The sequence below is a fragment of the Sinorhizobium sp. M4_45 genome (assembly GCF_002885915.1).
Classification (GTDB): domain Bacteria; phylum Pseudomonadota; class Alphaproteobacteria; order Rhizobiales; family Rhizobiaceae; genus Sinorhizobium; species Sinorhizobium meliloti_A.
Window position 1 is genome coordinate 73,769 of sequence record NZ_NWVE01000012.1, and the last position, 14,968, is coordinate 88,736.

A 14,968-nucleotide genomic window follows, 5' to 3' on the forward strand; every position below is an offset into this window, starting at 1 on the left:
CAGGGTTTCCTTCGAACGCCTCACACCGCGATCAATGCCGCGGCGACGGCCCGCGATTCCGCCAGCATCACGTTATAGGTCCGCACCGCCGCCCCCGTGCTCATCGGATCGGACGAGATGTTGGCGGCCCTGAGCGCCTCCTTCAGGTCTCCCGGCAAAGGGCGGATTTCCCGGCCGGTGCCGACGAGCAGCACCTCGACGTCACGCGCCTCATCGAAGATGCGCTGGAATTTCGCGACCGCGAGCACGTCGCCTTCGACAACGTCCCAGGCGTAGATGCCGGAAGGCAACATCAGAACCGACCCGCGATGCGACATGTCGGCGAAGCGGAAGCCGCCATTGCCGTAGGCGTCGACAGGCGCGCGTCCCGGAAAGTGCGCTTCGCGCATTTCGATCCCTTTTGCCATGGTCACACCGCACCCTTTGCTTCCGTCTCCGACGAGGCATCCCGGTCCGCCGGATCCTCCGTGCCTCCAAGACGATTGTTTCGGCGATTGAAGAGGATGAGCAGCGGTCCCGCGACATAGATCGAGGACACGGTGCCCACAAGCACACCGAATATGAGTGTCGCGCTGAAGGACTGGACGAGACCACTGCCTCCGAACAGATACAGCGCAACGAGAGCAAGGAGCGTCGTCAAGGCGGTCAGGACGGTCCGCGACAGGGTCTGGTTGATCGACGTGTCGATCAGGACGGAAAGCGGCATCCTTCGATAGCGCACCAGATTCTCCCGGACTCGATCATAAATCACCATGGTGTCGCTCAGCGAGTAGCATACGATCGTCAGCAGCGCTGCGATGCTGGCGAGATTGAATTCGATGCCCGTCACGACGAGGAACCCGAGCGTCAGCAGGACATCATGCAAGGTCGCGACAATGGCTCCGACGGCAAATCGCCGGCCGAAGCGAAGCCACACGTAAAGCAGCACGGCCAGCACGGCTGCGGCAACGGCGAGCGACCCTGCCCTCGTCAACTCGCCGGAAACCCCGGGGCCAACCACCTCGACACGCCGGAAGACATACTGATCCTCGAGTTCGGAGCGAACCAGCCCGACGGCCGTCTGCTCGGCATTGTCGCCGGCTTCCTGCGACGGGATACGGACGAGAACGTCTCGCGCCGATCCAAGTTCCTCGACTTGAACGTCTCCGAGGTTCAATTCATCGAGACGGGCACGGATGTCGGCACCATCGGCGACGCCGGTCCGTGCCCTCAATTCGATGACGGAGCCGCCCCTGAAATCTGCTCCCATGTTGAGCCCGAGGCTCGTCAGGAGAACCAGCGAAGCGAGCGACAATGCTGTCATCAGAATGAAGACCGGATTGCGGATCGCCATGAAACGGAAGTCCGCCCGACTGAAAAATCCCGTCCGGATGCCGCGCGGCAGACGCCGCGGCAGGCGGCGGCGATACCACCCGCGAATGAGGCGGCGTGTCAGGCTGTGCGCCGTCAGAATGGTGGTGACGCTGCCGATGGCAAGCGTAACCGCAAAACCCCGAATAGCGCCCGACCCGAGATAGAGGAGGATTACGCCCGCGATGAATATCGTCAGATTCGCATCGACGATGCTCCTCAAGACGCGCTCGAATCCGTCGTCCAGCGCCCTTCGCAAGGGTTTACCGCTGGTACGCGCTTCTTCCCTCAGCCGCTCATAGATGAGAACGTTCGAGTCGACCGCAATTCCGATCGTGAGGATGATCCCGGCAATTCCGGGCAATGTCAGCGTGGCGCCGGTGACGGACAGGACCGCGATGATCAGCACGACGTTGACGATGACGGCAATGACGGCGACGACACCGAAGAAGCCGTAGAAGCCAATCATACAGGCGGCGACGGCAATGGCCGCGATCAGGCCCGCCGTGAGGCCGTTTGCCACCGCGTCGGCGCCGTCCTCGGGACCGACGGTACGCTCTTCGATGACGGTCAGCGAAACGGGAAGCGGGCCGGCACGCATCAGGGCGGCAAGGTCGTTCGCCCCGTCCTCCGAGAGATTTCCGGCAATCCGGACGCTATCACCGGAAAGCGCGCCGTCTAGAACGGACGTCGAGATAACCTGCCCGTCGAGCACGATCGCGAACTGCTTCCGTGGATCCGACTGCAGGACCGGCGCGATCCGTGCGGCGGCCCCGGCAGTAATCCTTGCATTGACGACAGGTTCGCTCGTTGCCGGATCGAAGCCCGGCTGCGCCTCGACGAAGTCCGGTGCCGCAGCAAAGGCATGTCTCTCGACCAGGTAGGGTATTGGTGGATCGTCCAGCGAATAGAGGACCTCGGACCCCGCAGGCGGCCTCGTATCCACGGCCTGTTGTGCCGGCATCGAGGAATCCAGCCACTTCAGGGCGACATCTCCTCGCTGCCCGAGGAGATCCTTCAATCTTTGCGGCTCGTCCAGACCGGGGACCTGCACGCTCAGCCGGTCACCGCCGCGACGCTCTATGATCGGCACGACCGCGATGACTTCGCCGACCCGCCGGCGCACGACCTCGATGGACTGGGCGACGGCATCTGAGACCCTGAGATCTATGCCCTCGTCCGTCAGGCGAAGCCGAAGCGTGTCGCTGGTCGCGCTTCCCTCATAGACCAGTTCCTGTATGGAACTCCCGAAAAATCCGCCCTTTCGAACGGGGGCGACCAACGCCTTCAGCGCGTCGCGTGCCGCTGGTGCTTTCGTTGCATCGCGGAGACGAAACTGCAGGCTCTGCCCGCTTCCTGACAGCCCCGTATAGCGGATATCCGCCTGTCTCAGGGCATCGGCGATCGTGTCGATGGTCGATTGCAGGCGTTCCGCGACGATGTCTTCGCGGCTGACCTTCAGGACGATATGGGAACCGCCCCTGAGATCGAGCCCGAGCGGCACCTGCCGATGCGGCAGCCAGGTCGGCCAGTCGGCAAGCTGCTCTCTGGAAAGGAGATTCGGCAGTGCGAAGGCGAGGCCCGCAAGAACGACCAGCCAGATGAGAATGTTCTTGAACGGCGACAACCTGGGCATATTTCGAAATGCTCCAACCGCCGGTCTCTGCCGGTCGCGGCCCTTGCCCTAACCACGGTGATTTTGACCTCGCGTCGGACCAAAATCAAACCGTGATCGATGCCGATAGCAAGCGCGGTATGCGGGCAAAGCCGCGCACGCTTCTTCACGTTCCCCCGCCGGAGTTATTCCTTGACGGGCTCGCCCTTCACGCGAACTTCGGATACGCCGCTGCGCACAACGCGGACTTTGGTGCCCTCGGCGATCTCCACCTCGAGCTCCGTATCGTCGACGACCTTGGTCACCTTGCCGACGATGCCGCCGCCGGTGACGACCTGATCGCCGCGCCGGATGTTCTTCAGGAGCTCTTCGCGGCGCTTCATCTGCGCCCGCTGCGGTCGGATGATCAGGAAATACATCACCACGAAAATCAGCAGGAATGGCAGGATGGACATCAGAATATCGGCGCCGCCGCCCCCAGGGGCCGCCGTCTGCGCGAAAGCTTCGGTAATAAACATCGATCACTCCTTGAGTTCAAATTGCGCGCTTGCCCCCGCGGCAAACCTGCCGGAATATAGGCAAGCCGTCCCGTAACGCAAATCGTCGGTACACTTCCCCGTTTCTCCTGCCTCTGGCACAAATTCCGCAGCAGGAGAACCCCCTGGTTGCAGGCTGCCGGTCTTTTCCAGCGCAAACCGCCGTGCTACCGAGAAAAACGCCGCCGGCGGCAGCTTCAACGGATTCGACCGGAGGATGAACGTCGCGGCGATTCAAGGATTTGGGTTAAGCCGGCGCACGCCCGTTATCGCGCGGGTCGGCCGCCCATGTTCGAAATCCAGCCTGCCGGAGATAGATGAAATGCCCGAAAGCAAGATCGACGTCCTGCTCAACGAAATACAGAAGCTTTCGGCCGCGATGGAGCGCATCGCCGGACCGGCATATGCCGTCAACGACTGGCATGAGGCGGAGTGTTTCGTCTGGGCACCGGCCACACGCCACCTGCAGCCCGTCCCGAACCCGAATCGCATCGATCTCACGCTCATTACCGGCGTCGACCACGTCCGCGACATTCTCTTCGACAACACGCTTCGCTTCGCTGACGGCTATCCGGCAAATAACGTGCTCCTCTGGGGCGCCCGCGGGATGGGCAAATCGTCGCTGGTCAAGGCCGTTCACGCAAAGGTCGCCCAGGACACCGGAAACGCACTCAAGCTCGTCGAAGTCCACAGGGAGGATATCGCCACCCTGCCCGTGCTGATGGAAATCCTGAAGGCGGCGCCGATGCCCGTGATCGTCTTCTGCGACGATCTCTCCTTCGACCACGACGATACCTCCTACAAGTCGCTGAAGGCGGTGCTCGACGGAGGCGTCGAGGGGCGGCCGGCAAACGTTCTGCTCTATGCGACGTCCAACCGCAGACACCTGCTTCCCCGCAACATGATGGAAAACGAGCAATCCACCGCCATAAACCCCTCGGAAGCCGTCGAGGAAAAGGTGTCGCTGTCCGACCGCTTCGGGCTTTGGCTCGGTTTCTACAAATGCAGCCAGGACGACTATCTGGCGATGGTCGACGGATATGCGCAGTACTTCAAATTGCCTCTCGAGCCGGAAGCGCTGCATGCCGAGGCTCTTGAATGGGCGACGACGCGAGGGTCGAGGTCCGGCCGCGTCGCCTGGCAATTCATCCAGGACCTGGCCGGTCGCCTGCGCAGAAAGCTCGACGCTCCTGCGTAATCGCACTTGCCGTCTGCCGGCGTGATCGCGAAAGCGCCGCGCGTCTTGCCAGACACGCGGCGCTTTCGGTTTGCGCATAAGCCGGAAGCGACCGGTGCCACGGCTTATTCCAGATAGGTCGCAGGGTTGACCGGCGTCGCATTCTTGCGCACCTCGAAGTGAACTTGTGGCCGGGTCGCTCTGCCTGTCATGCCGGAGGATGCGAGCGTCTGGCCGCGCTGGACTTTCTGACCGCGTTGAACCTTGAGTTCGGCAGCGTTGCCGTAAACCGTCACCGTACCGTCGTCGTGGCGCACCAGAACGGCATTGCCGAGTTCTTTCAGGCTGCTGCCGGAGTAGATCACGACGCCGTTCTCGGCTGCCTTGATGGGCGTCCCCTCCGGCACCGAAATGTTGATGCCATCGTTTCGGTTGCCGTCGACATTGGCGCCATAGGCCGCGACGACCGCGCCACGGACAGGCCAACGGTACTTTCCGATGCCGGTCGATTTCGGAAGATCCTCGTCACCATCCGACCGGATGGCGACCTCCGAAACGCTTTCCTTGGCGGCAGGCGCCTTGGATTCGGTCAGCTTGCCCTGCTCGGTCGAAGCCGCCTGGGCCTCGTTCTTCTTGGCCGAAACAGAAGCCGTGACCACCGCATCGGTCGCCGGCGTTTTCGCCGAAGCGCTCGGGATGTTGAGTTTCTGCCCGATGCGGATGGCTTCTGTCGTAAGCCCGTTCGCCTGTTTCAGGGCAGCGACCGAAACGCCGTTCGCCTTGGCGATACGGTTGAGCGAGTCGCCCGGCTTGACCGTATAGGCACCATCTCCACCGCCCTCGCCGGCGCTGTTGAGCTTGCCCGCCGCGACATCGCTGCGGCTTTCGCTCTTTTCACGCGATTGGGATTGGCCGGGGAGGATCGCCACCTCGCGCTGGTCGGTCGGCAGCGGAGACGGACGCTTCTTGCCGCCCTCCACGTCGGCGATCGAACCCGATGCGGCCGCCTTTGCGGCGCTGCCTGCAGTACCGAACGCCGGAATGACGAGCCGCTGACCCGGCTCTACCTGGCTTGCCGATTTCAAGCCATTCGCCTTCAGTATCTCCTTCTCGGGGACGCCGAAGCGTCTGGAGAGAACGGCAACCGTGTCGCCTTGACGGACCATGATGGTCGGCGCGTTGGAGGCGCTCCAGCCACCCTTGCTGGGAATATCCTTGGCAGCCCCCGCCAGCGGCTCCGCCTTCGGGAGGGCAGCAGCCTGCGACGCGAGGGAGGCGGTCTGAACCTGCGGCTGCCGAGATGCGGAGGATGGTTCATCGAGGCTCGTTCGCTGAACGCTCATCGGCGTCGATGCGACACGGGCGCTGGATACCGGCGAGGCCGCCGCCGTGTTGTAGCCTCCGTTGCCGCCGCCGGAAGGATAGGATTGACCGAGCGCTGCGTTGTTCCCGTAGGAGGGCGCCGCACCGCCGCTCGCGACATCGCCTCTCGGTACCGTACTCGAGCCCTGCGGGATCGCACCCGTCATTATGTCGTCGGACCGCGAAAAGAGCCCGCCGAAGCGGCTGGCGTCAGAACTGCAACCGGTCGCTACACCCGCAAGCAGGATCGCCGCACAGAGACGGATCATGGACTTGCCTGCCTGGGGAGATACAAATTTACGCATGACGCTTTACCCACTCCGAACGCAACTCGCTGTAGAAGGATTAAAGCGCATTAGAGTTACCGCCCGGTTAAAGACGGCACCACTTTGGCGAAATGCTAACCATAGCCGCGCCGAAGCGGGCGTTTTCCGGTCATACGTGCGCTGCGGAACCCGGATACGGATCGCCAGAGCACCTCCAGGAAAAGTGTGTAACGGCTTCCGTGCGGAAGTGCGCAATTCCAAAAGTGGCAGGGTGTTTCACTGTTTCAGCGAAACAGTGAAACACCCTATAGCAGCTCGGAATAAAGCCGTTCGATTTCCGTCATCGGTCTCGGCTCGGGCGCATTTACCTCATAGCTGATATTGGACGCATCCCAGGCGAAAAAGGCGCGCTCTGCCGGCGACATCGTGGTCGAGGCCGGCGAAGGGGCAATCTTGTCTTCTTCGAGAAACACGCTGACCAGGTTCTCGAATTTGGCATCTATGTCGAGACCGCTGTCTGCATCATAGTCGAGCGAACGCAGGCCCGCGACCGCCGCTTCGCGCGTCCCGAAATAGCGCAGGCTGTTCTGATCCTCCGGGCGAAGGCCGTCATAATAGTCGATGAAGGCCCGGTAGTATGCCCTGTAGTCACCGGTTTCTGCGAGCTTGCCGAACGCCTGGTACTCGCGTGCCGCAAGTTGCGGCGAAAGACGATTGTTCCACTCATCCTTCGTAAGCGGCGGCAACTTCTCAGGCGTTCTTTTTGCCCGGCCGAGATAGAGCAACGCGTCGGCGGACAGCGAAATGCGCGGTGTCGGGTCGACGAAGCCCGCAGGCGCAACCAGCGCCCCGCTCTCGCCCTTGTCTGCGGCACCGGCCTGGTCGGCCGAACGCCCGGCGAGATTTCCCAAGCCATCACCGGACGCAGCGGCAGCGTTCAACCTGTTCTCGATCTGCATATGCCGTCTCCGTCTGTCGCATGACGACCGCGATGCGGAGCAAATGCGTACTCCGCGTCATCTCATGCCGCCCCGGCCTGGATCACGATGATTTCAGGTCGGGTACCTAAAGAGGGAAGCTTGCGCGGGGCTGGAGCGGGTTAAGATTGTATTAACCCGCCTCCGGGAGGCGCACGAGATCACGATGCTTCAGGTCGGGTCGGCCTAAAACATGAACGTCATCGATTCCAAAAAAATAGACTAAAGGAACGACGCTACCTGTGGGACGATCGGGAGGTAAGGCGCATCGAACAGGTCTTCCCGGTCGAAGCGGCTACCGGTGCGGTTGACGCGAACGATGCGGCAATGCGTTTCGCTCATCATGATCGGTACCAACAGTGTGCCGCCGGAGACGAGATGATCGGAGAACGTCCGGGGAAGGCTGTTGAACGCGGCGGTAATGAGGATCCGGTCGAAGGTGCCCTCGCCCGGCACTCCTGCGCTGCCATCGGCCTGGCGGACGACGACGTTGCGCACGCCCGCCTTCTCGAGGTTTTTCTGCGCCGAGGCGACGAGTGTCTGGTACCGCTCGATCGTCAGTACGCGCTCGGCGATCCGCCCCATCACGGCGGCGGTAAAGCCGCTGCCGGTTCCGACCTCGAGTATACGCTGGCCCGGCTTGAGATTGAGACAATGCAGAAGCCGCACGGCCATGTCGCAGCCCTCCATGAACGAGCCGCAATCGAGCGGAATCAGCCGCTTGGAGTAGACTTCGTCCTGGTATTGCGGCGGAGCGAAGAGCGTCCGCGGCGTCTGCTCCACAGCCTTCAGCAGCTCATGATTGACGATGCCGCCCGAGCGAAGCCGCAGCGCCATCGCTGCAAACCCCTCCTGCTGCGAAATTCGTCCGCTCAAGCGACACTTCCTTCCCGCAATGCCCGCGCGATGCGCTCCTGAGCGGCATGATCGGTCATGTCCAGTTTAAGCGGGGTTACCGAAATCCTGTTGTCTCGAAGAGCCCTGATGTCGGTGCCGGAACGGAAATCGCCGGCACGCTCGCCGAAACGGAGCCAGAAATAGGGAAAGCCGCGTCCGTCCGTGCGCTCGTCGATGCTGAGACCGAATTCGAGCTTGCCCTGCGACGTGACTTCAACGCCCGCAACGGCATCGACGGCGCAGTTCGGAAAGTTCAGGTTGATAAGCGTTCCGTCCGGCAGGTCGACTCCCATCAATGTGCGGATGAGCGCCGGTGCGTGCGTCTCTGCTACATCCCAGGGAACGTCGCGGCCAACGGCATATTGAAAGGCCTGGCTGAGTGCGATCGAGCGAATGCCCTGCAGCGTTCCCTCGATGGCGCCGGCCACGGTTCCGGAATAGGTGACATCGTCGGCAAGATTTGCGCCGACATTGACGCCGGAAAGGACGAGGTCGGGCTTGCGATCAAGAATTTTCTTGACCGCCATGATGACACAATCGGTCGGGGTACCCCGGAGCGCAAAGCGCCGTTCGGAAACCGGGCGCAGACGCAGCGGCTCCGAAAGCGTCAGAGAATGGGCAAGCCCGCTCTGGTCCACTTCCGGCGCCACCACCCAAACGTCGTCCGATATCGTCCGGGCGATCCGTTCCAGCACGGAGAGGCCCTCGGCGTGAATGCCATCGTCATTCGTCAGCAGGATGCGCATTGCCGGTCTTCTTCCGCTTCATTCGTGCTAGGCCGATTTCTCGATCCGCCGCAGGCCGCCCATATAGGGCACAAGGACGTCCGGCACCGTGATCGAGCCGTCGTCATTCAGGTAGTTCTCGATGACGGCAATCAGCGCCCGGCCGAGCGCGACGCCGGATCCGTTGAGCGTGTGGACGAACTTCGTCCCCTTCTCTTCTTTGCCGCGGTAACGTGCGTTCATCCGGCGGGCCTGGAAATCGCCGCAGACGGAGCAGGAGGAAATTTCGCGATAGGCGTCCTGCCCCGGCAACCAGACCTCGAGATCATAGGTCTTGCGTGCGCCGAACCCCATATCGCCGGTGCAGAGCGTCATGACGCGGTAGTGCAGGCCGAGGCGCTTGAGCACCTCCTCGGCACAAGCGGTCATGCGCTCGTGCTCGTCGATCGAACTTTCGGCGTCGGTGATCGACACCAGTTCGACCTTGTTGAACTGATGCTGGCGCAACATGCCGCGGGTGTCACGACCGGCGGAACCGGCCTCGGAGCGGAAGCACGGGGTCAGCGCAGTGAAGCGCAACGGCAGTTTCTCACCGTCGAGAATCTGCTCCCGCACCATGTTCGTCAGTGGCACTTCCGCAGTCGGGATCAGCCAGCGCCCGTCGGTCGTGCGGAAGAGATCGTCGGAGAATTTCGGCAACTGGCCGGTGCCGTACATCGCATCGTCGCGGACGAGCAAGGGCGGCTGAACCTCGATGTAACCATGCTCCCCGGTGTGCAGATCGAGCATGAACTGGCCGAGTGCCCGCTCGAGCCGGGCGAGCTGGCCCTTCAGGATGGTGAAGCGCGACCCGGCAATCCGGGCCGCTCCCTCGAAGTCCATCAGTCCCAGCGCTTCGCCGATCTCGAAATGCTCGAGAGGCTTGTGATTCCAGCCGGGCTTGGCGCCGACGACCCGCGTCACGACATTCGCGCTTTCGTCCGCGCCGACGGGCACGTCATCGAGCGGCGTATTGGGGATGCGAGACAGCGCGTCCGAGAGCTCGGTCTCGATCTGACGGCTTTCCTCTTCGGCCGCCGGCAACGCATTCTTGAGGTCGGCCACTTCGGCCTTGAGCCTGTCGGCCAGCTCGCTGTTCTTCTGGGCCATCGCCGCGCCGATCTCCTTCGACGCAGCATTGCGCCGCGACTGCATGTCCTGCAGGGACTGGAGGATTGCGCGGCGACGTTCGTCAAGTGCGATCAGGGACGCCGACAATGGCTCCGCACCCCGTTTCGCCAGGGCGTCGTCGAGCCTGTCTGCATTCTCACGGATCCATTTGATATCGAGCATAGTCGTTCCACGCGTTAGTTGCTGCAGGACGTCGGAGCCGCTTACGGCGAAATCCTGCAGCGATTCAGAATGCCACAGCGCCCCTTGCGCGTGCGAGGAGCGAGGGCGCCGTGAACGGCGCAAGACGTCCGCGGTCAGCCCTTGGCGGGGTCAGCCGTCTCGGACGAGCTTTCCTGCTCAGAGGCAGCCTCGCGCTCGAGGGCCTCGGCAGCCCTTCGCCTTTCGACGAGTCGCGCCGTGTAGATTGAAATTTCGTAGAGAAGGATGGCTGGCAGCGCAAGGCCGATCTGGGAAACCGGATCCGGCGGCGTCAGAACCGCTGCGACCACGAAGGCGATCACGATCGCGTATTTGCGCTTCTCGGCGAGGCCCTGGGCGGTGACGAAGCCGACACGCGCGAGGAGCGTCGTGATGACCGGCAACTGGAACACCAGACCGAAGGCGAAGACCAGGGACATGATGAGGCTGAGATACTCGGACACCTTCGGCAGGAGCTGGATCGCAACCTGCCCTTCGCCGCCGCCCTGTTCCATGGCGAGGAAGAACCACATGACCATCGGCGTGAAGAAGAAATAGACCAGCGCGCCGCCAAGCAGGAACAGGAGTGGCGAAGCGACCAGGAATGGCAGGAAGGCAGCGCGTTCGTTCTTGTAAAGGCCGGGTGCAACGAACCTGTACACCTGCGAGGCGATGACCGGAAATGCGATCACCAGCGCACCGAACATCGCAACTTTGATCTGCGTGAAGAAGAACTCCTGCGGCGCCGTGTAGATGAGCTCGACGTTGCGGTGGCTGAGCCCGGCCCAGCTCACGGCCCACTTGAACGGCAGAACAAGGAGGTTGAACAGCTGCTTGGCAAAATAGAAGCAGACGAGGAACGCCACGAAGAATGCGCCCACCGCCCACATCAACCGCGTGCGCAGTTCGATCAGATGCTCGATAAGCGGCTGCGGCCGGTCCTCGATATCGCGGCTCATGCGTCACCTTTCTTGCGCGAAGCCGCGCGCGTCTTCGACTTGCTCGCAGCCGGCGCTTCGCCCGGCGCCTTGCGCGCAGGCGACTTCCTCGGCGCCGTTTCGCCTGCGGCCTTCTTCGTGACGGAAGCGCCCGACTTCTTCGACTGCGCTCTGGACTTGGCGGCAGGTTCCGGTTCGCTCGCCTTCGGCGCGTCGGCGGCACGGTCCATCTGTCTCGATGCCGAGCTCACCGCTGCCGCCGCCACCTTATCCGTGGCTACTGCCGCCGTTTCGCCGGCGGCGTCGGTACTGACCGGTTCGACCAGCGGTTCGGGCGTCGTGGAGGCTGGCGGCCTATCGGGCGTGGTCGCCTTCTGCAGATCGGACTTGATCTCGTTACCGAGCTGCCGCAGCGGATTCATCGCATCCCGCAATGCCGCGGTCGGATTGAGGCTTTGCGCATCGCTGATCGTCTTGCGCACGTCGTCAAGATCGGCTTCACGCAGCGCCTCGTCGAACTGCCGCCGAAAATCGGACGCCATGCCGCGCATCTTGGACGTCATCCGTCCAAACGCGCGCAGCATCGGCGGCAGGTCCTTCGGACCGACGACGATGATCAAGATGATTGCGATAACAACAAGCTCGGTCCAGCCGATATCAAGCATCCGACGCGCCCTAAAAACCCGTGATACGGGCTACCGGGTGCTGTCGCACCCAGCCCCGTCAGCCTCCGACCGTCAGCGGACTTCGTCAGATTTGTGGTCGACGGTCTTGCCGTCGATCGATTTGTCGGCCGAAGCAACCTCGTCGTCGCCCATGCCCTTCTTGAAGTTCTTGATGCCCTTGGCAACGTCGCCCATCAACTCGGGGATCTTGCCGCGGCCGAACAGCAGCAGAACCACCGCCAGGACGATCAGCCAATGCCAGATACTAAAGGAACCCATCCACTTACTCCCTCGAGACCCTAAACAGATTAGAGCCCAGCACGTTGTCATTTTTCAGGCGCACCCTCCGGGCACGCCATCCTCTTGGCGGACCCTAAGGTGTTGATGCGTCTTTTTCAAACACCAATATGTCGCGCTCGTTAACGGAAAGCGTGACGTCACGCAATCCTTGCGGCAGCAAATCGGCGCGGATGCGGGCGCGAACGGTACGTTCGGACTGCGGTACGGCGAGTTCCAGAAGCTCCACGACGCCCAGGAAGCGCCGGGATACGATGCGTGCCGGAATTTCTCCACCGGTCTCGTCGAGCCGGATGCCGGAAAGACGCACCGCTACGCTCAGTGGCTGCCCTTCCGTATATTGCCCTGTTGGCACAACCCCCAGCGGCGTTTCGACATGGCCGTCCCGCACGCGCGCATCGAAGACGTTAATTTCCGAGAAGAAGCCGGCAGTGAAGAGATCGCAGGGCTGGCGATAGAGCTCGTCCGCCGTGCCGACCTGCACCAGCCGGCCGTCTTTCAGCAGTGCGATCCGGTCCGCCATACGCATCGCCTCTTCGGCGTCGTGCGTTACGACGATGGCGGTCGCGCGCGTCTCGCGCAGTATGGCCAGCGTGTCGGCGCGGATGGAATCCTTCAGACGGGAATCGAGGCCGGAAAAAGGCTCGTCCATCAAAAGCACCGCCGGCCGCGGCGCAAGCGCACGCGCAAGCGCCACGCGCTGCTGCTCGCCGCCGGAGAGCACATGCGGATACCGCTCGGCATAATGCAGAAGGCCGACCCGCTCCAGCGCGGCATCGGCCTGCAGCAATGCCTTCTTCTTCGGCAATTCGGTCAAGCCGAAACAGACGTTCTCACGGATGGTCATATGCGGGAAAAGGGCAAAGTCCTGGAACATCAGGCCGACGCCGCGTTGCTCCGGCGGAATGAAGATGGAAGGGCCGGATATTTCCTGTCCATTCAGCAGCAGACGCCCGCCCGTCTGCTTCTCGATGCCCGCGGCGATGCGCAACAGCGTTGTCTTGCCGGAGCCGGAAGGTCCGAGCAGGCAGAGCACTTCGCCGGCCTCGGCCTTGAGCGTAACACCCTTGATCGTTTCCTTGGAATGATACCGATGGCTGATATTCTCGAATGCCAGGTTCGCTGCGAACGACACACCCGAGCGCCTCGTCATCGTGACGGCGCCGCTACGCGCATCTGAAACCATGCTTGCATTCCTCGACCCGAAGATCCGGCTCTAACCTAAAGCCGATATCCATACTCAGGATTTTTAATCGTCTTCTTCAGCCTTCGGTGTCAAGAGGCCCAGTTCTTCGAGGTCCATCTGCGTGATGGGATCCTCGTTTTCGGCAAACTCGTCGTCGCCGATCGGAACCGGAATGTTCAGATTGGAAGGGACACGCCCGGACAGCAGGCCGGCTCCCTTCAGCTCCTCGATGCCCGGAAGGTCGCGGATCTCTTCGAGGCCGAAATGATCGAGGAAGTCTCTCGTCGTGCCGAAGGTCACCGGACGTCCGGGTGTGCGTCTGCGACCGCGGAACCGCACCCATCCCGCCTCCATCAGCACGTCGAGGGTACCCTTCGAGGTCTGGACCCCGCGGATATCCTCGATCTCTGCGCGCGTCACCGGCTGGTGATAGGCGATGATCGCCAGCACCTCCAGCGCCGCGCGCGACAGTTTGCGGACCTCCTGCTCCTCCGTATTGACGACGAAGGACAGATCCGCGGCAGTGCGGAAGGCCCAATGATCGGCGACCTGAACCAGGTTGACGCCGCTGCCGGCATATCGGCTCTTGAGCCGCGCCATAACGGTTGCGACGTCGACGCCGCGCGGCAGGCGGCCGGCAATATAGGTTTCTGAAACCGGTTGGGCGGAGGCAAATACAAGGGCCTCGGCGATCCGCTCGGCTTCCTGCTCGAGCCTCGGATCGAAAGAGAATTCTTCCTCGTAATCCTCGTCACCCGGCACGAATTTTTGGGCTTCAGCCACGTGCCGCCTCCATCTCCGCCAAGGTTGCCGCATCGATCGGATTTGGCCCGCGCCGCAGATAGATCGGCGTGAAAGCGCCCTCCTGACGAATTTCCAAACGCCCCTCGCGCACCATTTCGAGTGAGGCCGCAAAGGAGCTCGCAATCGCCGTCGCGCGCTCCTTCGGGCTCGTCATGTAGCGGATCAGGAAATGGTCGAGCGCGGTCCAGTGGTCAAGGCTGCCGACCATTCTCGCCAGGATCAAACGGGCATCGCCGAGCGACCAGACATGCCGCTTCTCGATCGTCACCTGGGTTATCGCCTGACGCTGCCTGAGCGTCGCATAGGCGGTCAGCAGGTCGTAGAGCGAGGCGTCATAATCGGACTTCCTCTCCGTGACGATGTGCTCGGGCGCGCCGCGCACGAAGATGTCCCGGCCGAGGCGGTTCCTGTTCACGAGTTTCGTCGCGGCGTCGCGCATCGCCTCCAGACGTTTCAGCCGGAATGCAAGCGCCGAGGCCATCTCCTCGCCCGACGGTCCTTCATCCTTTGCCGGCTGGGGGATGAGCAGGCGCGACTTGAGATAGGCAAGCCACGCCGCCATGACGAGATAGTCGGCGGCAAGCTCGATACGGATGGACCGTGCCCGCTCGACGAAGGCGATATATTGTTCCGCCAGCGCCAGCACCGAGATGCGGGAAAGATCGACGCGCTGGCTGCGCGCGAGGTGCAGCAAGAGGTCCAGCGGACCTTCGAAGCCGGCGATGTCGACGACGAGCTCGTCCTCGTGCAATCCGCGACGGGCAGACTCGTCCTGCCACAAAGGCTCCATCGGCGCCTTCGCGGAAGGCATTTCCTGCCTTTC

At 62.5% G+C, this 14,968-nt stretch carries 15 protein-coding genes; 1 reads left to right on the forward strand and 14 read right to left on the reverse strand.

Annotation, left to right across the window (positions count from 1 at the left end; translation table 11 throughout):
• Positions 1-20: 20 nt before the first annotated feature.
• The 3 genes from CN933_RS26750 to yajC all read right to left on the reverse strand — a co-directional run bounded on the left by CN933_RS26750 (position 21) and on the right by yajC (position 3,483).
• Positions 21-407, reverse strand: a complete 387-nt coding sequence (locus CN933_RS26750; protein WP_018097721.1) for an Mth938-like domain-containing protein — start codon at positions 405-407, stop codon at positions 21-23.
• Between the two features lie 2 nt (positions 408-409).
• The gene (secDF, locus tag CN933_RS26755; protein WP_018097722.1) at positions 410-2,986 is read right to left on the reverse strand and encodes a protein translocase subunit SecDF; all 2,577 of its coding nucleotides are present in this window, start codon (positions 2,984-2,986) and stop codon (positions 410-412) included.
• A gap of 164 nt (positions 2,987-3,150) precedes the next feature.
• Positions 3,151-3,483, reverse strand: a complete 333-nt coding sequence (gene yajC, locus CN933_RS26760) for a preprotein translocase subunit YajC (protein ID WP_011975343.1) — start codon at positions 3,481-3,483, stop codon at positions 3,151-3,153.
• A gap of 340 nt (positions 3,484-3,823) precedes the next feature.
• Here yajC and CN933_RS26765 point away from each other — a divergent pair, with 340 nt between their 5' ends.
• Entirely contained in the window at positions 3,824-4,699 is an 876-nt protein-coding gene (locus tag CN933_RS26765) for an ATP-binding protein (protein WP_102762918.1), read from the forward strand.
• Positions 4,700-4,803: 104 nt separating this feature from the next.
• Here CN933_RS26765 and CN933_RS26770 read toward each other — a convergent pair whose 3' ends face one another.
• The 11 genes from CN933_RS26770 to CN933_RS26820 form a co-directional block, all read right to left on the reverse strand.
• Positions 4,804-6,345, reverse strand: a complete 1,542-nt coding sequence (locus CN933_RS26770) for a LysM peptidoglycan-binding domain-containing protein (protein WP_018097724.1) — start codon at positions 6,343-6,345, stop codon at positions 4,804-4,806.
• Positions 6,346-6,611: 266 nt separating this feature from the next.
• Entirely contained in the window at positions 6,612-7,265 is a 654-nt protein-coding gene (locus CN933_RS26775; RefSeq protein ID WP_018097725.1) for a hypothetical protein, read from the reverse strand.
• 240 nt (positions 7,266-7,505) lie between these two features.
• Positions 7,506-8,159 (reverse strand): protein-L-isoaspartate(D-aspartate) O-methyltransferase, encoded by a 654-nt coding sequence (locus CN933_RS26780; protein WP_018097726.1) that lies wholly within the window; start codon positions 8,157-8,159, stop codon positions 7,506-7,508.
• A complete protein-coding gene (gene surE / locus CN933_RS26785) occupies positions 8,156-8,926 on the reverse strand; it encodes a 5'/3'-nucleotidase SurE (RefSeq protein ID WP_102762919.1) in 771 nt (256 codons plus the stop codon). Before surE ends, CN933_RS26780 begins: the two co-directional genes overlap by 4 nt.
• A 27-nt stretch (positions 8,927-8,953) precedes the next feature.
• Positions 8,954-10,237: a serine--tRNA ligase gene (gene serS / locus CN933_RS26790; protein WP_018097728.1), complete on the reverse strand. Its 1,284-nt coding sequence runs from the start codon at positions 10,235-10,237 to the stop codon at positions 8,954-8,956.
• A 134-nt stretch (positions 10,238-10,371) separates the two neighbouring features.
• On the reverse strand, positions 10,372-11,214 hold the full coding sequence (tatC, locus tag CN933_RS26795) for a twin-arginine translocase subunit TatC (protein WP_018097729.1): 843 nt from the start codon (positions 11,212-11,214) through the stop codon (positions 10,372-10,374).
• Positions 11,211-11,858: a Sec-independent protein translocase protein TatB gene (gene tatB / locus CN933_RS26800; protein ID WP_018097730.1), complete on the reverse strand. Its 648-nt coding sequence runs from the start codon at positions 11,856-11,858 to the stop codon at positions 11,211-11,213. Before tatB ends, tatC begins: the two co-directional genes overlap by 4 nt.
• A 72-nt stretch (positions 11,859-11,930) precedes the next feature.
• Positions 11,931-12,137: a twin-arginine translocase TatA/TatE family subunit gene (locus CN933_RS26805; protein WP_003534564.1), complete on the reverse strand. Its 207-nt coding sequence runs from the start codon at positions 12,135-12,137 to the stop codon at positions 11,931-11,933.
• A gap of 94 nt (positions 12,138-12,231) precedes the next feature.
• Positions 12,232-13,341 (reverse strand): ABC transporter ATP-binding protein, encoded by a 1,110-nt coding sequence (locus CN933_RS26810; RefSeq protein WP_018097731.1) that lies wholly within the window; start codon positions 13,339-13,341, stop codon positions 12,232-12,234.
• A gap of 63 nt (positions 13,342-13,404) precedes the next feature.
• Positions 13,405-14,124, reverse strand: coding sequence for an SMC-Scp complex subunit ScpB (scpB, locus tag CN933_RS26815; protein ID WP_018097732.1), 720 nt, complete (start codon positions 14,122-14,124; stop codon positions 13,405-13,407).
• Complete coding sequence (locus tag CN933_RS26820; protein WP_026168892.1) at positions 14,117-14,956, reverse strand: segregation and condensation protein A; 840 nt, start codon at positions 14,954-14,956, stop codon at positions 14,117-14,119. Before CN933_RS26820 ends, scpB begins: the two co-directional genes overlap by 8 nt.
• Positions 14,957-14,968: the final 12 nt, after the last annotated feature.